The organism is Candidatus Thiodictyon syntrophicum (genome assembly GCF_002813775.1).
In the GTDB taxonomy this organism is placed as follows: Bacteria; Pseudomonadota; Gammaproteobacteria; order Chromatiales; family Chromatiaceae; genus Thiodictyon; species Thiodictyon syntrophicum.
Genome location: NZ_CP020372.1, coordinates 168,565 through 185,347 on the forward strand (window position 1 = coordinate 168,565; position 16,783 = coordinate 185,347).

Sequence of the window (16,783 nt, forward strand, 5' to 3'; positions counted from 1 at the left end):
AGCGCGCAATGTGGGCGGCGGCGCAGGCCCGGTTGCGTTGTCAAGGGGGCCGAACCATCATCCCGACGAGGTGAACTCCGGACAACGTTGTGCCCGCCTGACCGACCGGAGGTCGAGGCTTCAGCCGGACCGGGCGCGGCGGCCCCCCAGGGCCATGAAGGCTCGTCCGTCACCCTGCGGCGCCGCGGCGAACTCAGATGCCGCCTTTCCGGCGCGGCTGGAGCCGCTCCCACAACGTCGCTGCGCGACTTTAACGGCTTCACGGCTCGACCACCGGACTCCAGGATGCACACACCCTCCCCCTCCCGCGCCGCCATCACCGGGGTCATCCTGGCCGGCGGCCAGTCCAGCCGCCTGGGTGGCCACGACAAGGGGCTGCGGCCCTTCGCCGGTCGGCCGCTGGTCGAATGGGTCATCGCCGCCCTGGCCCCGCAGGTCGACACCCTGCTGATCAGCGCCAACCGCAACCTGGAGCGCTATGCCGACTATGGCCTGCCGGTGGTCGCCGATCTGGACCCGGGCTTCCAGGGACCCCTGGCCGGCATTCGCAGCGCCATGCGGGCGGCCGCCACCGCGTGGATCATTACCCTGCCCTGTGACGGCCCCTACCCCGCCCCCGACCTGGTCGCGCGGCTGCTGCTCGCCCTGCGCACCCAGGCCGGAGACCTCGCGGTCGCCACGGACGGCCAGCGCCTGCAACCGGTCCATGCCCTGCTGCCGGTGGCGCTGGCCACTGATCTGGAGACCTTCCTGGCCGCCGGTGAGCGCAAGCCCACCCGGTGGTATGACCGCCACCGGGTCGCCCTGGCGGATTTCAGCGATCGGCCGGACTGCTTCGCCAACATCAACACCCCGGACGACGCCTTGGCGCTGGAGCGGCGCCCGCCCTGACAGCCTGCCAACAGCGAGGCCGCTGGTCCGCTGTGCGGACCGAACGCCGCCGCCGGCCGCCACGACCATCGAGTCACGCGAACGGCCCCCTCAGTCGTACTTGATGTACTTGAAACGCGGATCATCCGGCGTGCCCTCCAGGGCACTGGCCGGTCCGGGCCGCCAGCCGACGGTCTCCTCGATCTTGCGGGCCAGTTCGAAGTCCTTGTCGGTCACCCCCTTGGCCGAGTGGGTCACCAGCTTCACGATCACGAAGGCATAGGATACGGCCAGATCCGGGTGGTGCCAGGCCGCCTCCGCCAGGTGTCCCACCGTATTGACCACCATCAGGGTGCCCTTCCAGCCGCTGGTGCGGTATTTGCGCCTGAGCCAGCCATCCTCGTAATACCAATGGGGCAGTTCGGCCGCGATCCGCGCGCGGATCTCCTCCTCGCTGTAGACCTTTTCATCAGACATGGTTGCAGTCTCCTTCAGGTCGGAAGGGGCATTCGCCCCGTCCGCAATGTGTGCGCCGGACCGGCCGGTCCGCGGTATGGATCGGCGACGGCAAAAAAGGTGTCAACCGCGCGTCGTCAATGTAGAAACATACAAAGCCTCCACCTGCGCCCTGGCCCAGGGAGTTCGTCGCAGAAACGTCAAACTCGATTTCACGGATGGCTCATGCTTGAAACAATTGATGTTGATCCGGTCGGCGAGACCATCCCAGCCGTAATGATCGACCAGCTTCAGGACCACGGTTTCCAGACTGACCCCGTGTAATGGATTCTTCGGTTGCTCACCGGTCATTGCTCAAGACCCCGGGCGCGTGGAGGAACGCGACGTCCGCGCCCTGTTGGAACAGAACCTCACGGGAGACCCCATCATGCAAACCTTCGTCGACCGCTACATCGAGCAAGGCAGGAACTCGTGGTCGGTCCGCGCAGTATCCGCTAAAAGCGAACCTTCAGCGTCACGCCCGCAAAGGGGGCCGTGGCATAATCCGCGGCCGCCAGTTTGTCGCCTTGGGCATTCTCCAGTCGGAGATTGCCCGCCGTCTTGGCCCCGGCGATCAGGCTCAGGCTGCCGAAGCGCCCGAGGGTGCGCACGACGCCCAGATAGACCGGGATGGAGCTGTCCTGGCCCACGCCGTTGGGGGCCGGGCCCTGGTCGTTCAGGCGAAAGCGCTCGTTCTCATAACGCGCGCCGAGACTGAGGGTCCAGGCGTCCGCGGGCCGCCATTCCAGGACCAGACCGGGTCCGCGGCTGGCCGCGAGACCGCCACCGGTGTTCAGGCTCAGGGTGTCGGTCAGGCGCCAGTCCAACGCGAGGATCGGGAACAGGCTGGCGTCACCCTCGATCTCGGAGAAGGCGCCGAACCCGGGGCCGATGGTCAAGCGGTCGCTGACCCGGTAACTGGCGGCGGCCAGCACCCCGCCGAAGGCCCCGTCATCCAGGGCTGCCCCGTCCTCTGCGGCCCAGCGGATGCTCGGCAAGGCGAACAGGGTCCACCGCTCCCCCAGGCGGGCGTTCAGGCTGACCCCCGCCCGGGCGCTGCGGATGGTCGACCAGGGCGCGGCGGCGGCGAGTTCCTGCGCACCGGCGGTGAAGTCGTACGCGAACTCAGTGTAACCCAGGCTCAGCCCGAGCCGCAGACTGGGGGTCAGGGGCCGGGAGACGCCGATGCGCAGCGCCGTTTCATCCATCGCGACCGTGCCGCCGCCATCGCGATCCGCACTGAATTGGTGGGCGCCCAGCGCCTCGACCGACAGACCCCAGGCGTTGGCCGGCGGTCCGCCCGCCCCGACCCAGGACGGGATGAAGAGTAACGTGACCCCAAACCAGACAGCAGTCAGTGGATGCATCGGAATGCCTCGTGTGGATTTCATATCATCATGCAAAGGGTGACAGAGGCGCGGATCGTTTCGGCACGGTGTCACGTCGGCGACGCATTGGCAAGTCTGAGCGACCGGTCTGGCGCGGGGCCTGCAGCCGCTGCCCTCGCCCCGGGACCGGGTGCCGGTGAAGGCGCGCATGACGAAGGGGCGCCAGGTCGACCCGGAGCATCCGGCCCGGTTGCAGACGCCACGGGCGGTCGAAGTCTCAACCGCAGCGGGCCAAAGTCGGCCGTTCGCGTCCTGGTCGCACCGCGAGCGGCCGGCGCTTGCGCCGCCAAGGCGCCGCGATTAATCTCTGATGCCATGGACGACACATCGCCACCCCCCACGACACCTAATTTTCGCGAGAGCTTCGGCCGCCGGGAGATCGCCGTGGACTTCCTGCGCCACCACCTGCCGGCCGAACTGCTGGCCGAGATCGACCTCGAAACCCTGGAAATCTCCAAGCAACACCCGTAGGCCCGCCGGCTCCCGCCAATCTATCCGTTGGTGATCTATCAAGGCAACGGACGCTGGCGCGCACCCCGCAACTTCCATGACCTGATCGCCCCGTTGCCGACGGTGCTGGCGCCCTTTGTGCCGCGGTTCACCTACGCGCTGCACGACATCTGCGCCCGCACCAACGCCGAGATCAAGGGCGCCGTGCTGACCCGTCTGGTCCAGTTGGCGATGCGTTGAATCTTCAGCAAAGAGCCCCTCGCGCGGCTGGGCGACCTGTTGACCCTGATCGAGCAGGCCGAGGACTGGACCACCGCGTTGGAGATCCTGGAATCCCTATTGCGCTACTATGTCCAAGGCACCGGGCGCGTGGAAGAACGTGACGTCCGCGCCCTGTTGGAACAGAACCCCACGGGAGACCCAATCATGCAAACCTTCATCGACCGCTACATCGAGCAAGGCCGACAGGCGGGCAAACAGGAGGGCAGGCGGGAGGGTGAGGCCGCTATGTTGCTGCGGCAGATCGACCGGAAATTCGGTCCCCCGAGCGAGACGGTGCGGACACGCGTCGGCAGCGCGGACCCCGAGACCCTGCTGCGCTGGTCCGACCGCATCCTCACCGCGGAGAGTCTGGACGCGGTGCTGCATTGAGCGGCGCCGGAGACGCGGTACGTCCGCTATCCTGCCGCGGCTGGATTCTGATGTCTGCCGATGCGGTGACAGAGGCGCGGATCGTTTCGGTACGGTGTCACTTCGGCGACGCATTGGTGGATAGGAATTGCCGGGGCAGACCGCGGTTGCTTGTGTTGCCGCAAGAAAAGCAGGAAATCGTGGTCTATCCCTGAGGTATCCAGTTGTAACAGTCTGAGCAAATTAGAAAGAGGGAAATCAAGTGAATTCGCCTAAACAATTACGTCTCGAAATCAATGCTCTGCGCGCGAGCGTGGAAGCCCTCCGTGAGACCTTGCTTGCCAAGGTCCGCGACACACGCGAACCGACATGGGGCATCGGGCGCGACTGCGCGAAGACGGCCGAAGCACTGCACGCGATCCTGAAAAGTCAGGTGGTTCCGGATTGCTACAAAGTGGCGGTAGTCGGTCGGTTTAAGGCCGGCAAATCAGCTTTCGTCAATGAACTACTCAGTGCGCGACTAGCTGGCGAAAACACGGACCCTGAGACGGCAGCCGTGACGACGTTTCGTCACGGGCCAACGGTCAAGGCTGCAATTCGTTTCGTCGGGGCAGAAGCTTGGAACGGGCTGCGCCAACTGTACCGGGAAGACCCCAAGCATATCGATGCCCATCGTATAAAAATGTGGGAGAGTTTCGATGGCAAAGCACGCAAGAATTCCGAAGGAGAAATCTTAGAAACATTCGACTTGCCAATGCTCGAAAAGACCTACATTAAACCCGGCGGTCACACTATCGAAATAGTTCTAGATAAGCCAGGGGATCGAAAATCAGAGAACACCTTCCGCAACCGATTAAAAGAGTTTACCTCCGGAACGCGTCCGCATCACTGTCTGGTGACGAGCATTGAGATAACCTCTCCGTCGCTTCTCCTCGACGAAGGTGTTCTACTTGTAGATACCCCGGGCTTGGACGACACCCAACGTTTCAGAGTCACGCTGACCGAGAAGGCTGTTGAGGACGTCGATGCAGTCCTGTTTCTGACTCAGTCTGGTGCCTCTTATGGACAATCGGAGAAAGATTTCATACTGACGTTACTGCGCCGGGGTACCGTCAAGCAACTCATTTTCGTTATAACCCAGGTCGACAAGACCTACGACCAGCACCTGGCAGCCGCAGAAGACAACGACGAGGATACTGAGCCCCTCTCGCATCGAATTCGGCGTGAAGAGCGGCGCATTCGTACAGAAATCGATGCGACGCTCAACGAACTAGGAAGTGATGACTCCCCGGCGATGCGTCGTTATCGCGAACAACTTGGCGTTGTCGGCCTCGTTTTCACCTCGGCACGAAAGCATCGCGACTGGCAGGACGGCAAAGATGTCGTCCACCGTATACATCATGATGATCCAGGCGGCATTGAACGTGTGAAGTCGCAATTGCTTCAACTGCTTTCGACTGAGTCGCGGCTGGCATTGGTTGCGCACAACATTGCCTTCGGAGCGAAATCAGCACTGGACGATTTGCTTGGCGTTATCGCAAACCGTCTCACGGCGCTACGTGACATCAAGGACAGCGAGGTAGCCGAGCAAAGGCTTGCGGCCTTTCGCCGCGACTTTGAGTCGGAACGGGAAGTATTTCAGTCATCAACAGAGTCGGACGTCGCATTCTTACGCGACAACCTCGCGGACGCAGATCGGCGGAATGCTCTCATCATCGAGACGATAGGGCTTCTCGCAGAGCGAGAACTGGCCGATTTTGAAACGAACGATGTAGGCAAGCATTGGAGAACGCGCCGATCGGGCACTTGGGGATATATGCACGATCTCCAGGGGCGCGTAGCAAATCGGATTTTCCCGCGGGTCCAGCAAATGCTTTCGGACATGACAGAGCACTTCGCCTTCTTCGTGGACCACTTCGAGAAACACCTCTTAACGCTCTCGGAATCGAGTAGGGAACTGGCCGAAAGACTCGAGCTGGGTGCGACTCTGCCGTTCGATCTGCCGAAAACCTTAGCAGGTTCGCTTGAGAAGTCCCTTGCCGCCGCCAACGATCTAATCGCTGCCGAGGAGCAACGGATCGTCTCCTTCTTAGACGACTTCGTCTCCGATGAGGTGTCCGACAAGATTTCCACGGCCCGAGTGAAAGTGTCCGATATTTTCGGCAGGGGAACAACTATCAATCAGTCCCAGGAGGTTCGGCTTTTCTATGCTGAGGTCAAACGCCTCCTCCAGGACGCTTTGACGACCCATCTCAACCAACGCAGCGGAGACTTCGGACAGTTTCTCGCCGCCGAAGCCGACGGCGTCCCGCGCAAAGCCATAGCCGAAGTGCAAGCCACGCTTGCTAGCGCTGAGCAAGATATCAAGGCTGCCGCCATGGCTCGGATTGGTGGGGAGCGGGAGGCTTTCGCACGCGACTGCGACACGTTGTCCTTAGCGATACAAGGCGTTAAAGCCTCCTGCTCTCCATTCCTTGATTCCGCGGAAGATTGCGTATCGGCCGAGCAGGTGCCGTCGCCCCTTATGGGCGTTAGTGTGGCGCCTTCTCTGCCGGTCTGGACAAGCGATGCATCTGGGCGCGAGTGGATCGATGAGATACAACGGGGCGCCACGACGATTGTCGAGCGGTTTATCCTGCGGGAAGGCGATACAGGCTGGCCCTTCAATCGTCTTTTCCCGCCGGCCTTGCTCGCTGGATGTACGCGCATCGCTCTTATTGATCCTTACCTCGCACTACCCCATCAGGTGCGCAACCTCAAGGAGTTCCTGTTGACCGTCTCTGAGGTGGCTAAGCCCAAAGAGATTGTCGTCTTCACGTCCGAAACTTGGGCAGAGGGTAATGGTGCGAACGTCGCTATTGCCGAGGAGATCGGCAAGGATTTATTCAGGAGCTTCGGGATGAACCTATCAATCGAGATCGATCACACCGTCCATGACCGCTATGTTGTCTGTGATCACGGCGTTCTCTTCAAACTGGGCCGGGGGCTGGACATCTATAAGCCCGCTATCGGGCTGGCCTCACATCGGCCAGGCAGCCGTCGAGTTCGCCGAACTGAGTTCGATATTTTTGCCGCGGATACGTGGCTAAAGCAGCATAGGCAGTAGAGGAATTTCGGGAGCAGCCTGTGTGATGTCCGAAAGAAAAGGTGAAAAAATCTGTACGGTAAGGAGCCTAACGGAGTTCTTCGGCGGGTCAGGCTGGCCTTGATCATAACTCCGGCCACAGGCCCTGGCGGCAACCCGTCACCCTTGAGGTGGCCAGATAATGATCAAGAGTTCCGGGGACAGTATACTTAATCTCCGGTTTACGGGCTTGCGTTCGGTCTATCCTTCGTCCGTGAGTTCCCTGGAATGGGCTGTCCGCGGAACCCCCCGTAACTCTGCTGCTGCGCCCGCTCGCCGCTCGCCGCTCGCCGCGATCGGGGCGGGCCAGGCGGTCAGCGGGGGGAAAAGGGGTCGCTGGCTCAGGGTCCCAACAACCGAGCAAGGTCTTTCATCAGCAAGAACAGATGGTAAGGATCGGCCGGACTGGGGCGGAAGTTGAAATGCTCGTAAAACGCGCGCGCCGCTTCGTCCTTGGCATGAACGAACAGTGCCCGGATACCCGCGATGTCAGCGGCTTGCGCGGTGCGGCGTAAGGCATCTTTCAGCAGGGACCCGCCCCATCCGTGGCCCTGCTCGCTGCGGGTTACCGCCAGACGTGCCAGTATCATGAGCGGCACGGGATAGCGGCCCAGCCCTTCCGTCACGCGGCGCGGCGCGTCCTGATGGTTGGCCTGCCCGACCGTGAGGCTGTAATAGGCGATCACGTCGTTGCCTTTACTCAGTACATAGGTCTGGGTAAGGTTTGCGCGTTGGTTGGTTAAGGCGAAGCGCCGGAGGAAATGATCGAGTTCGGGGTTGCCGCAATCAAAGCCGTCCGTGTTGTGGGCCGAATGAAGCTTGGCGATTCCCTTGACGGTCATGGGTCAGGTGCTTTCACTCAGTGCTTTCTCCACGGCGCTGGGCTCCGCGAACAGGCGCTCCAGTCGTGGCATAGGCTGCGGGGGCGCGTCGAGGGCCGCGAGGAAAGCCGCCCATTGCGCGTCATCCAGCAGGAACAAACGCCGCTCGGCCATGAGTTCGGCGGCCTTCTCCAGGCCGCTGTCCAGCAGGAATTCAGATACCGTCTTGCGTGACGCGTTGGCCGCGTCCAGCAAGGCGCGTTTCGCGCTCGGTGTGGCGCGAATGTCGATGCGTTCGCTGCGGGGTTCAGGATTCCGGGACATGGGGTTATCTCCTACGGTGTTCGCCGCCAACATGGCATAGAGGGTCCTGACAATCAAACCGCGGGCCGCTCCGGCGATTGCCCCTGCGCGATCACCGCCCGCCCCGGCCGACCCGCCAGCAGGTCATCCAGGGCGGGCGCGTCGGCATCCCCCAGCAGATAGACCGGCAGCCTCCCGGAGTCGGTGAAGCTCTCCAGCAGCGGGTCGACGATCGCGTTGCGGATCAGCGTGTCCAGGGCGACCGGGCCGGGGCGCAGGGGCGCGACCTTGACCAGGACCAGGGCCTGTGCCTGGAGCTGTTCGCCGAGCCAGCCGGCCAGTGAGTCGGAGGTCAGGTCCCAGGTCCGCGGCAGGTCCGGTTCGGCCATGGCCAGCGAGTACGGCAGCCAGACCGGGGTCAGGCCGCAGTAGGCCGAGGCGCGGATCTCCGACAGGCTCGCGGCCGGCGCCAGTCCGGGCTGCAGGGCGCAGAGCGCGCGGCCGTACTGCTCCATGGCGAGCAGGGCCAGCTCGTGGGCGGTGGCGTTGTCGAAGCCCATGGCGCGCTGGACGCGGCGCACCTGATCCGCGAAGGGGCCGCCGCCCGGCACCACGACGACGTCATGGCGGCCGGCCAGGGCGGCGAGCCAGGCCCGCAGGTGTTTTGAGGCGGTCAGGCTGCCGCCGAGTTTAACGATCCACACGGTTGACTCGCAGTCGCTCCAAGAGGTCCAAGAGGGGGGCGGCCTTGTCGAAGGTCTCCCGGTATTCGGACTGCGCATCGGAGTCCGCAACGATCCCGCCCCCGGCCCAGAGGCGGGTGAGGCCGCCGGAGTGGACCAGGGTGCGGATGGCGATATTGGTATCCATGGCCCCGTCGAAGCCAAGATAACCGATGGCCCCGCAGTAGATCCCGCGCCGGTTGGGTTCCAACTCCTCGATGATCTCCATCGCCCGTCGTTTGGGCGCGCCGGTGATGGAGCCGCCGGGGAAGCAGGCGCGCAGCAGGTCCAGGGCAGTATGGCCCGGCGCCAGGCGCCCACACACGGTACTGACCAGGTGATGGACGCGGGCGAAGGACTCCACCGCGAAGAGCGTCGGGACCTCAATGCTGCCGATGGCGCAGACGCGGCCTAAGTCATTGCGCAACAGGTCCACGATCATGAGGTTCTCCGCCCGGTCCTTGGGGCTCGCGCGCAGTTCCGCGGCGAGGCGCAGGTCCTCGCCCGGGTCCGCCCCGCGGGGCCGCGTGCCCTTGATGGGTTTGGTCTCCACCAGGGCGTTGCGCACCCGCAGGAAGCGCTCCGGCGAGGAGCAGAGCACCTGACAATCGGGGGTCCCCAGGTAGGCGCCAAAGGGGGCGGGGTTCATCACCCGCAGTTCCCGGTAGGCCAGCCAGGGGTCGCCCTGGGTCGGCGCCGCAAAGCGCTGGGCCAGGTTGACCTGGTAACAATCGCCTTCGCGCAGGTAGCGCTGGATGCGGGCGAAGGCGTCGAGATACTGGGCCCGGCTCAGGTTCGCGCGCACCCGGTCCAGGACGCGAAAGGGCACCCGCGGCGCTCCCGTCCCGCGGTCGGCGGGCGCCCCCGCGAACCGGCGCCGATAGCCCTGAAGGTCAGCAAAGTCCGTGCCCACCAGCCGGCTACGCCGGGCCTCATGGTCGACCACCAGTGCCCAGTCATAGATGCCGAGGGCCAGCTCCGGCGTGCCCTCGGCGTCCGCCGCCAGATTCGGCAGGGGCACCAGTCGCCGCGCCAGGTCATAGGCAAACCAGCCGATGGCCCCTCCGCTGAAGGGCAAATCCGGCACCCCGGGGCGGGCGGGTCCGAGCGCCTCCTGGACCAACTCGAAGGGGTCGGCCCCGGAGACCTGGACGACCGACCCGGTACGGATCTCGGTCGTCGACCCGCGGGTGACCAGGACCCGGCGGGGGTCCGCGCTCAGGATGTCGTAGCGCCCCTGGGTACAGCCGGGCCGCCCGCTGTCCAGGAACATGGGCCAAGCCCGCCCGAGCAGGGCCGCGCACAGCGGGGCACTGTCCGGCTGGTAGGGCAGCTCCAGGACCTGGGGCGGATCAGGCGCAATCATCGTCGTAGACAAGTACCCTCGTACCAGGAAAAAGCAGTTTAGCCGCAAATGAACGCAAATTAACGCAAATAACCAGAGATTTGGCCGGTGCTGCATGTTCACCGTCCGGGTGATGCCCGCGACGACGCTAACCGGCCGATTTATTTGCGCTTATTCGCGTTCATTTGCGGCAAAATACTCTTTCTTCGGGTACCTTGGTACCTGAGTACGAGGAGCGTCGTCCGCTGGGGTGGGGCTAACTCTTCCCATACTTGCTTACTCACGTACTTTCCTCCAGAGCCAGTCGCGCCACCGCCGCCGCGGGCGCGCAGTCCGCCACCTCGGGACCGTCCGGGGTGCCGGGGGCTTGCCCCTCGAACAGGGCGCCGAATCCCAGGTAGGCGCGCCCCAACCGGGCGGCCAGGCGGCGGGCCAGGAAGCGTCCGACCCCGGCCCCTAAGATGGGGGCGTCCGCCGCCAGTTCGCCGCGCGAGAGCAGGCAGTCGCAGGCCTCGGCCAGGGTCCGCAACTGCGCCTCCGCCAGGTGCGCGGCCAGCCGCTCCCAGGCGGCCGGGGCCGCGGCGGCGGCGTCGAGCCCCAGCATCCGGGCCAGCCGCCCGGCGCTGGCGGCGCTGGTCTTGGGCCGGCCGTCGGCGCTCGGCATCAGGTCCGCGTGGGCGGGCAGTTCCCCGGTCAGGCGGTAGATATCCGCGGTGGTCGCGAAGTGCTCGGCCATCAGCGCCACCCAGTGCCCGCCGAAGGGGACGCGCCCGGCCAGGGCCATCACCGGCGTGCGCACCACGCCGCTGTAGACCAGTTCGCCCGCCGCCAGGCGCTCATGATCATGGTAGCCGCGGGCGCTGACCTGTCCCCCGTGGAAGGGTACCAGGTCGCTGGTGGTGCTGCCGATGTCGACCAGGACCCCTTCCGGAAAGTGCCTGGCCGCCAGCGACGCGCTGGCCATCCAGTTGGCCGAGGCGACCTGATCCGGCGCCGCCGCGGCGGCGGCCGGCGCCAGGAGGCCGGCGCGGCCCGCGTAGATCCTGACCTCCTCCGCGGGAAAGCGCCGCTGCATCCGCTCGATCAGTGCCCGGACGCCCGTCGCGCGATCCTCGAACAGGTCGGTGAGTTCCCCGGTCATGGTCACCGCGTGGCGGGTCGCGCGCGCCCCGAGCGACCCCAACACCCGCTCGATGGCCGTATCCAGGTGGTCCAGCCCCTGCCACAGGGGACAGGCGACCTGCAGGACCGCCTCGCTTTGGCCGCGGGCGTCGAGTGCGACGACCTTGAGGTGGGCGCCGCCCAGGTCCCACCCCAACCAGCGCTCATGCGGCACCGGCATACTCCAGACAGACATCGACCGCCAGGCCCCCGACGGCGCCCTGCCGGAGGGCGCCGCCGACGAGCAGGTCCAACACCAGGCCCGCCGGGTTGCGTTGCAAGGATTCTCGCAGACCTACATAGGAGGTCGTGAGGCGCGGGTTGACCTCCAACACCAGCGGGCCCTCGGCGGCGGCGATCAGGTCCACGCCCGCATAGCCCCAGAGGTCCGGCAGGGCTGCGGTCACGTCCCCGGCCAGGCGGCGCCACCGGGGGTCCCCCGCGCCCAGTCCGTTGACCACGCAGCCCAACAGGATCAGCCCCTCGTCCATGACGGCGATGCGCTGACGATTGACGCTGAGCAGGTTGACCTCCCCGTCCTTGGCCAGCAGGCTCAGGCTCGCCGCCGTGCCCTGGACAAAGGGCTGGGCCACGAAGGTGTCCGCCTGCGCCAATTGCTCCCAGTAGCGGGACAGGCTGTCGCGGTCGCGGCACAGTCGGATCCCCAGGCACCCGACCCCGTCGTCCGGTTTCAATACCCAGGGTCCGGGCAGCGGCGGCAACCGGTCCGCGGCGCCGAAGGTCGGCACCACCGGCACCCCCTGGGCTTCCAGGAGCCGGATCGTCCGGAGCTTGCTGGCGGCCGTGCGCACCGCCGCCGGGCGGCTGTTGAGCAGTGGTCGGTCGGCCGCGAGGATGGCCTCGCTGATCCCTTCCAGGATACCCTGGTGCTCGGGGGCGATGGGCCACACCGCATCCGCCCCCGCCAGGGCCTGGGCCCAGACCCGGGGGAAGTCCGCCGCGTCGTGCACCGGGCGGCAGTCCGCGGGCAGGTGGGGCGGCGCCAGGCGGGCGTCCCGGGTGATGATGCACTCTACCCCGTCCAGGGCCGCGAGATCGGCGACCAGGGCGCGCAGCATCAGGTCCCCCTCCCGCACCAGGGGCGGAGGCAGTCCGGCCCCCAGCAGGCCGCCACCGGTCACATACTCAAAGACGAAAACGCGCATGGCGAACCTGAGATGAAACTGATTCCTGTCATCGATCTGAAGGGCGGCCTGGTGGTCGCCGCACGGCTCGGGGACCGCCGCCGCTATGCGCCGATCACGAGCCCCCTGTGTCCCACGGCCGCGCCCGCGGCCGTCGCCGCGGCCCTGTTGGGGCTCCACCCCTTCGCGGTCCTTTATCTCGCCGACCTCGACGCCATCGGCGGCGCGGCCGGTCACCTGGAGGTCGTCGAGCGGCTGCACCGGCAACACCCAGGGGTCAGTCTGTGGGTCGACCGCGGCCTGACCGATCTGGCGCGGCTCGCCCACGTGGCCCGACCCGTGATCGGCAGCGAATCCATTGCCGATCTCGATCAGTGGGCGGACCTGAAGGCCCGCCTGGATGACCCGGTGCTGTCCCTGGACTACCGGGCCGACCAGTTCCTGGGGCCGGCGGGGCTCGACCGGCGGCCCGAGCTGTGGCCGATGGATCTCATCCTCATGACCCTGGCCCGGGTCGGCAGCGGCCAGGGGCCGGACCTGGACCGCCTGGGCGCCCTGCGCCAGTTGGCCCCCGGCCACCGGGTCTATGCGGCGGGCGGCGTGCGCGACGGGGCGGACCTGCGGCGACTGCGTGCGCTGGGGGTGGCCGGGGCGCTCGTCTCCACCGCGCTGCATCAGGGGGGCATCCCGCCGGGCGACCTGGCTGAACTGGACGACGGCTAGCCCAGTCCGGATTGCTCATGCAAGGTCCCTGCCGGGATCAACGAATTCACGCAGGGTCCGCTGTGCGGACCGCGGCGCGTCGCCGCCATCTGGTCCGCACAGCGGACCCGACAGATCATTGACCACGCGGGACCGGGCGCCGCCGGCGCCCGGTCCCGCGGACCCTCAGTTGTGGGCGGCGAAGGGGTGGAAGGCGGCGGCCTTCAGCTGCTGCACCTCGGCGGCCTTGGGCTCACCGGTGATAGCGCGCTTGATGGCCTGCTTGGTCGCCTCGTAGTTGTATTCCTGGATCTTGATGTCGTCCTCGGCCTGCCAATGGATGAAGACGCCGACACAGATGAAGATGTCCTCCACCTCGGCCGCCGGGATGGTGCCGTCCTCCACGCAGTCGGCCACCGCCATGGCGACACCGCGCTGGGCGGCACCGAACATCTTCTTGACCTGGTTCGCGCCCTTGATGGTGACCTTGTTGAACATCAGGGTATTGGGTCTGCACGGCAGGTTGGGCGCGATCACCGCGAGCAGGCTGGTGAAGCCCTCCTTGTTGTTGACCAGGCCGTTGCAAAAGGCGGTTTCGGCGGCGGAGCCGCGCGGGCCCATGATCAGGTCGATATGGGCGACCTCGTGGTGGTCGCCGACCGCGGACTCTCCGACCAGGGTCTTGTTGATGACTGGCATTGTACTGTCTCCTTCGCTTTGGTTTTTCAGATGGCTGGCATCGGGTCCGGGGTGTCCGGTCCGGTGCGGGGGATGCGGCGGGTATCCGCCGCGGCTGATGAATAAAGGTCCGCGGGGGCGAGCCGCGCGATCAGCAGACAGGCGACCGTCAGGTCCGCGCAGCTGCCGGGGTTGAGCCCGGTCTCCTTCAATTCGCGATCGAGTCGCAGCAGGGCCTCCCGAAAGGGCTCCGGGCGCGCCGCCCGGACCAGGTCGGCGGCGATAGGCGCGGCGCGCCAGGTCACCGCCCGCGCCCGCGCGGGCCCCAGTTTACGGGCGATGTGCGTGTCGGGAAACCGCCCGAGAAAATCCAGGTAGAGCCCGGCGGCGGCCCAGGCGGGATCCTGCCAGCGTGCCTGCAACTGTCTGAACAGCGGGACCGCGCGCTCGAACAGGTCCTGGAAGCCCGCCGCATATTGGGCCGCGATCAGGTCCCGGTCGGCCGCCAGCGCCATGACCGCGAGCGGCGTGGCGGTGGCCGGCGCGGCCACGTCGTGCTGCGCCGACTCACCCAGGCCGCCGGGGGCGGCGAGCCGGATCGCCCGGTTGAGGCCGTCCATGTCGCGACGATCGGCAGCGCACAGTACGGTTAGGAGCCGCGCGCGCAGCGTCGCCGGGGCGGCCGGGTCCAGCGCCGCCTGGATCAAAGGGGCGCAGAGCAGGATGATCCCCAGATTCGTATTGCAGCCGACGGCCGCACGGGTCGCGGCCACCGCCCGGTAGACCCGCTCTCCGAGTCCCAGGCCGGGCTCGGTCAGGGGGTCGGCGCTGACCGCGGCGCTGGTCAGAAAGTCCGCGACGGTCATCCCGTGCCCGGCGGACGCGCGGTGGACGTTGCCGGGTTTGAGCGCGTCCAGTTCCAGGGCGCAGGCCGCCCGGTAGGCGTCACCGATCCGCCGCCGCGCCGCGTCCCCGCGCTCGCCCCGGGACTGAGCGGTCATCCCACCGCCTCCATGCGCGGGGCGCCCCGCTGAAGGCGCAACAGGTCGGCGACCAGGGCGGCGGCGAGGTCGAACCCGCACACCTGTTGCAGCCCCTTCCAGGCCGGGACCCCATTGACCTCGATGACCCAGGCGCGCCCGGCGGTGTCGCGCAAGATATCGACCCCCGCGTAGGCCATCTCCAGGGTCCGGGCGGCCGCCTCTGCCAGGTCCCGCAGATCCGGGGTCAGGTCCGCCGGGTGGCAGGAGGCGCCCTGGGCGACATTGGTGATCCAACCCGTGGGCGCGCTGCGGCGCATGGCCGCCACCGCCCGGGCGCCGATGACGAAGACCCGGAAGTCCTGCGCCTGCGCCGTATCCCCGGGGATGAAGCGCTGGAGATAATGGATGCCGCTGCCGACCGGGCGCGGCAGGGTGGCGTGGTCCTTGCCGTTCAAGCGGGTCAGGCCCTCCCCCTGGGAGCCGAACAACGGTTTCAGGACCAGCTCATGGCCGGCGGCCAGTTCCCGTGCCAGCACCCGGCCGGCCTCGTCCGGGTCGCGCACGACCCAAGCCGGCGGGGTCGGGACCCCCGCGGTATGGAGCAGGAAGCTCGTCATGCCCTTGTCGACGCTGCGCTCGATCGCGCCGCCGTCGTTGTAGACCAGGACCCCCAGGCGGCGCAGGGCATGGAGTACGTCGAGATAATAGACGACCTCCTCCAGGGTGCCGCCGGGGACGCCGCGCACAAAGGCGGCGTCCGGCAGGGCGTCGAAACCAGGCAGATGCAGGCCCGGCCCCCCGGCCGAGAGGTCGAAATGACAGGTCTGAAGCGACACATAGCGTCCCACCCAGCCGCGTTCGGCCAGGGCCGCGCACAGGCGCGCACCGTGCCAGCCGGGGTCGTCGGAGAAGATGGCGACGACGGGCGCGGCCCGCGTCCGCGCGGGGTGGGGCCGCGCCGTCACGCGGCGCACCCGAATGAGGCCGCCAGCAGCGCGGCATCGATCCGCCCGGCGGAGAAGGTCCGGCCGCTGTCCAGGGCCGTCACCCGGATGCGCGCCGGGCTGAAGAGCAGCGGGTCGATCTGGAAGAAATCATAGTTATAGGCCTTGAAGACCTCCGCGAAGGGCCGCCCATAGTCGCGCGACGCGCCGCTCGGCAGCCGTTCGGCCAGGTCCTGCGCGGCCGCGTCGCTACCGGTGACGAAGAGTTGGACCTGGCCGGCGAAGAGGATGGCGTCATTGGTGCGGCCCATGGCGGTCACGAAGTCCGGTGCCGGGGGCGGCAGGGGGGCGCTGCCGAAGCCGTCGCGGATGGCGTGCAGATCGAAGCCCAGGGTGTGGGCCTTGTGCAGGGCCACTTCCAGGACCCGGGCGACGATCTGCACGGTGCCGGCGAGGCTGCGGGTCGGGGTCAGGATCAGGGTGAGCCCGTCCGGGGCGATGCCGCAGTCGCGGGCGATCTTCTCGACCAGGGGCGCGGGGGGGCGGCGGTCGACCTCCAGCACCAGCACGGCGCGCTCGCAGTGGTCCCGATAACCCAGTTCCGCGAACAGGGGCTCCTTGCCGGTCAGGGCGCGCGCGGGACCCGACCCCAGGGCCTGGAAGGCGCCCTTGCCCTCCCCGTGGCTCAGGCCCCAGCCGGCATACTGGCTCCCCAGGCAGGCGAGCACCGGGTCGGTGGTCGAGACCTCCACTCCGAGCGGCCAATCCCCGAGCGGGCCGCCCACTGCGAGGCCGCCGCGCAGGCTGACCCGCCCGAGCCCGCCCAGGCAGATCTGCGCGATACGCCGGCCAGCCTCCAGGCCCCCGGGTACGTCGATGCCCCCATCCACCACCAGGCAACCGTTGTCCAGGCGCTCGAGCCCCAGGCGCAGCCGCGCCGCGTCCGCTACCAGGGCGTCCACCAGGGGGGCGGCCAGGGCGTTCAGGCTTATCGTTGGTTCGGTCATGGCAGTGCCTTTAAC

19 protein-coding genes are annotated in these 16,783 nt (G+C 67.0%); 6 read left to right on the forward strand and 13 right to left on the reverse strand.

What is annotated here, in order from left to right:
• The first annotated feature begins 285 nt into the window (after positions 1–285).
• Entirely contained in the window at positions 286–891 is a 606-nt protein-coding gene (mobA, locus tag THSYN_RS31955; protein WP_100923109.1) for a molybdenum cofactor guanylyltransferase MobA, read from the forward strand.
• A 90-nt stretch (positions 892–981) separates the two neighbouring features.
• On the opposite strand, the gene THSYN_RS31960 is transcribed toward mobA, so the two are convergent.
• The 3 genes from THSYN_RS31960 to THSYN_RS31970 all read right to left on the reverse strand — a co-directional run bounded on the left by THSYN_RS31960 (position 982) and on the right by THSYN_RS31970 (position 2,732).
• Positions 982–1,347: a 4a-hydroxytetrahydrobiopterin dehydratase gene (locus tag THSYN_RS31960; protein ID WP_100923110.1), complete on the reverse strand. Its 366-nt coding sequence runs from the start codon at positions 1,345–1,347 to the stop codon at positions 982–984.
• 102 nt (positions 1,348–1,449) lie between these two features.
• A complete protein-coding gene (locus THSYN_RS31965) occupies positions 1,450–1,677 on the reverse strand; it encodes a VF530 family protein (RefSeq protein ID WP_100923111.1) in 228 nt (75 codons plus the stop codon).
• Between the two features lie 143 nt (positions 1,678–1,820).
• Entirely contained in the window at positions 1,821–2,732 is a 912-nt protein-coding gene (locus THSYN_RS31970; RefSeq protein ID WP_236849061.1) for a TonB-dependent receptor, read from the reverse strand.
• Positions 2,733–3,068: 336 nt separating this feature from the next.
• Between THSYN_RS31970 and THSYN_RS34625 the strand changes: the two genes are divergently transcribed.
• The 4 genes from THSYN_RS34625 (at position 3,069) to THSYN_RS31985 (ending at position 6,939) form a co-directional block, all read left to right on the forward strand.
• Positions 3,069–3,224 carry an Rpn family recombination-promoting nuclease/putative transposase gene (locus THSYN_RS34625; protein WP_157818087.1) on the forward strand — a complete coding sequence of 52 codons (156 nt, stop codon included), beginning with the start codon at positions 3,069–3,071 and terminating at the stop codon, positions 3,222–3,224.
• A gap of 18 nt (positions 3,225–3,242) precedes the next feature.
• Positions 3,243–3,443 carry an Rpn family recombination-promoting nuclease/putative transposase gene (locus tag THSYN_RS31975; protein ID WP_100923112.1) on the forward strand — a complete coding sequence of 67 codons (201 nt, stop codon included), beginning with the start codon at positions 3,243–3,245 and terminating at the stop codon, positions 3,441–3,443.
• 39 nt (positions 3,444–3,482) lie between these two features.
• Entirely contained in the window at positions 3,483–3,854 is a 372-nt protein-coding gene (locus THSYN_RS36510) for a DUF4351 domain-containing protein (protein ID WP_236849062.1), read from the forward strand.
• Positions 3,855–4,095: 241 nt separating this feature from the next.
• Positions 4,096–6,939, forward strand: a complete 2,844-nt coding sequence (locus THSYN_RS31985) for an MIT C-terminal domain-containing protein (RefSeq protein WP_100923113.1) — start codon at positions 4,096–4,098, stop codon at positions 6,937–6,939.
• Positions 6,940–7,298: 359 nt separating this feature from the next.
• Here the strand turns inward: THSYN_RS31985 and THSYN_RS31990 are convergent, their stop codons facing one another.
• The 6 genes from THSYN_RS31990 to THSYN_RS32015 form a co-directional block, all read right to left on the reverse strand.
• Entirely contained in the window at positions 7,299–7,799 is a 501-nt protein-coding gene (locus THSYN_RS31990; protein WP_100923114.1) for a GNAT family N-acetyltransferase, read from the reverse strand.
• Between the two features lie 3 nt (positions 7,800–7,802).
• Positions 7,803–8,102 (reverse strand): type II toxin-antitoxin system TacA family antitoxin, encoded by a 300-nt coding sequence (locus tag THSYN_RS31995; RefSeq protein WP_100923115.1) that lies wholly within the window; start codon positions 8,100–8,102, stop codon positions 7,803–7,805.
• Positions 8,103–8,155: 53 nt separating this feature from the next.
• Positions 8,156–8,785, reverse strand: coding sequence for an amino acid kinase family protein (locus tag THSYN_RS32000; protein WP_100923116.1), 630 nt, complete (start codon positions 8,783–8,785; stop codon positions 8,156–8,158).
• On the reverse strand, positions 8,772–10,169 hold the full coding sequence (pabB, locus tag THSYN_RS32005; RefSeq protein ID WP_100923117.1) for an aminodeoxychorismate synthase component I: 1,398 nt from the start codon (positions 10,167–10,169) through the stop codon (positions 8,772–8,774). The genes THSYN_RS32000 and pabB overlap by 14 nt, the downstream gene beginning before the upstream one ends.
• A gap of 259 nt (positions 10,170–10,428) precedes the next feature.
• On the reverse strand, positions 10,429–11,490 hold the full coding sequence (locus tag THSYN_RS32010) for a hydantoinase/oxoprolinase family protein (RefSeq protein ID WP_100923118.1): 1,062 nt from the start codon (positions 11,488–11,490) through the stop codon (positions 10,429–10,431).
• The gene (locus THSYN_RS32015; protein WP_100923119.1) at positions 11,474–12,475 is read right to left on the reverse strand and encodes an ATP-grasp domain-containing protein; all 1,002 of its coding nucleotides are present in this window, start codon (positions 12,473–12,475) and stop codon (positions 11,474–11,476) included. The genes THSYN_RS32010 and THSYN_RS32015 overlap by 17 nt, the downstream gene beginning before the upstream one ends.
• Before the next feature lie 12 nt (positions 12,476–12,487).
• Here THSYN_RS32015 and THSYN_RS32020 point away from each other — a divergent pair, with 12 nt between their 5' ends.
• Complete coding sequence (locus tag THSYN_RS32020) at positions 12,488–13,177, forward strand: HisA/HisF-related TIM barrel protein (protein ID WP_100923120.1); 690 nt, start codon at positions 12,488–12,490, stop codon at positions 13,175–13,177.
• Positions 13,178–13,342: 165 nt separating this feature from the next.
• On the opposite strand, the gene fae is transcribed toward THSYN_RS32020, so the two are convergent.
• Genes fae through mch form a run of 4 tightly spaced genes read right to left on the reverse strand, consistent with a single transcriptional unit; the run spans position 13,343 to position 16,768 of the window.
• Entirely contained in the window at positions 13,343–13,855 is a 513-nt protein-coding gene (gene fae, locus THSYN_RS32025) for a formaldehyde-activating enzyme (protein ID WP_100923121.1), read from the reverse strand.
• A 26-nt stretch (positions 13,856–13,881) separates the two neighbouring features.
• Positions 13,882–14,835, reverse strand: a complete 954-nt coding sequence (locus tag THSYN_RS32030; RefSeq protein ID WP_100923122.1) for a triphosphoribosyl-dephospho-CoA synthase — start codon at positions 14,833–14,835, stop codon at positions 13,882–13,884.
• Positions 14,832–15,782, reverse strand: a complete 951-nt coding sequence (locus THSYN_RS32035; protein WP_100923319.1) for an ATP-grasp domain-containing protein — start codon at positions 15,780–15,782, stop codon at positions 14,832–14,834. Before THSYN_RS32035 ends, THSYN_RS32030 begins: the two co-directional genes overlap by 4 nt.
• The gene (gene mch / locus THSYN_RS32040) at positions 15,779–16,768 is read right to left on the reverse strand and encodes a methenyltetrahydromethanopterin cyclohydrolase (protein ID WP_100923123.1); all 990 of its coding nucleotides are present in this window, start codon (positions 16,766–16,768) and stop codon (positions 15,779–15,781) included. The genes THSYN_RS32035 and mch overlap by 4 nt, the downstream gene beginning before the upstream one ends.
• Positions 16,769–16,783 lie beyond the last annotated feature (15 nt).

Excerpts from the sequence above, each read along its gene's own strand:
- mobA (WP_100923109.1), top strand. The coding sequence starts at position 286 with ATGCACACACCCTCCCCCTCCCGCGCCGCCATCACCGGGGTCATCCTG.
- THSYN_RS31960 (WP_100923110.1), bottom strand. The coding sequence starts at position 1,347 with ATGTCTGATGAAAAGGTCTACAGCGAGGAGGAGATCCGCGCGCGGATC.
- THSYN_RS31965 (WP_100923111.1), bottom strand. The coding sequence starts at position 1,677 with ATGACCGGTGAGCAACCGAAGAATCCATTACACGGGGTCAGTCTGGAA.
- THSYN_RS31970 (WP_236849061.1), bottom strand. The coding sequence starts at position 2,732 with ATGCATCCACTGACTGCTGTCTGGTTTGGGGTCACGTTACTCTTCATC.
- THSYN_RS34625 (WP_157818087.1), top strand. The coding sequence starts at position 3,069 with ATGGACGACACATCGCCACCCCCCACGACACCTAATTTTCGCGAGAGC.
- THSYN_RS31990 (WP_100923114.1), bottom strand. The coding sequence starts at position 7,799 with ATGACCGTCAAGGGAATCGCCAAGCTTCATTCGGCCCACAACACGGAC.
- THSYN_RS31995 (WP_100923115.1), bottom strand. The coding sequence starts at position 8,102 with ATGTCCCGGAATCCTGAACCCCGCAGCGAACGCATCGACATTCGCGCC.
- pabB (WP_100923117.1), bottom strand. The coding sequence starts at position 10,169 with ATGATTGCGCCTGATCCGCCCCAGGTCCTGGAGCTGCCCTACCAGCCG.
- THSYN_RS32010 (WP_100923118.1), bottom strand. The coding sequence starts at position 11,490 with ATGCCGGTGCCGCATGAGCGCTGGTTGGGGTGGGACCTGGGCGGCGCC.
- THSYN_RS32015 (WP_100923119.1), bottom strand. The coding sequence starts at position 12,475 with ATGCGCGTTTTCGTCTTTGAGTATGTGACCGGTGGCGGCCTGCTGGGG.
- THSYN_RS32020 (WP_100923120.1), top strand. The coding sequence starts at position 12,488 with ATGAAACTGATTCCTGTCATCGATCTGAAGGGCGGCCTGGTGGTCGCC.
- fae (WP_100923121.1), bottom strand. The coding sequence starts at position 13,855 with ATGCCAGTCATCAACAAGACCCTGGTCGGAGAGTCCGCGGTCGGCGAC.
- THSYN_RS32030 (WP_100923122.1), bottom strand. The coding sequence starts at position 14,835 with ATGACCGCTCAGTCCCGGGGCGAGCGCGGGGACGCGGCGCGGCGGCGG.
- mch (WP_100923123.1), bottom strand. The coding sequence starts at position 16,768 with ATGACCGAACCAACGATAAGCCTGAACGCCCTGGCCGCCCCCCTGGTG.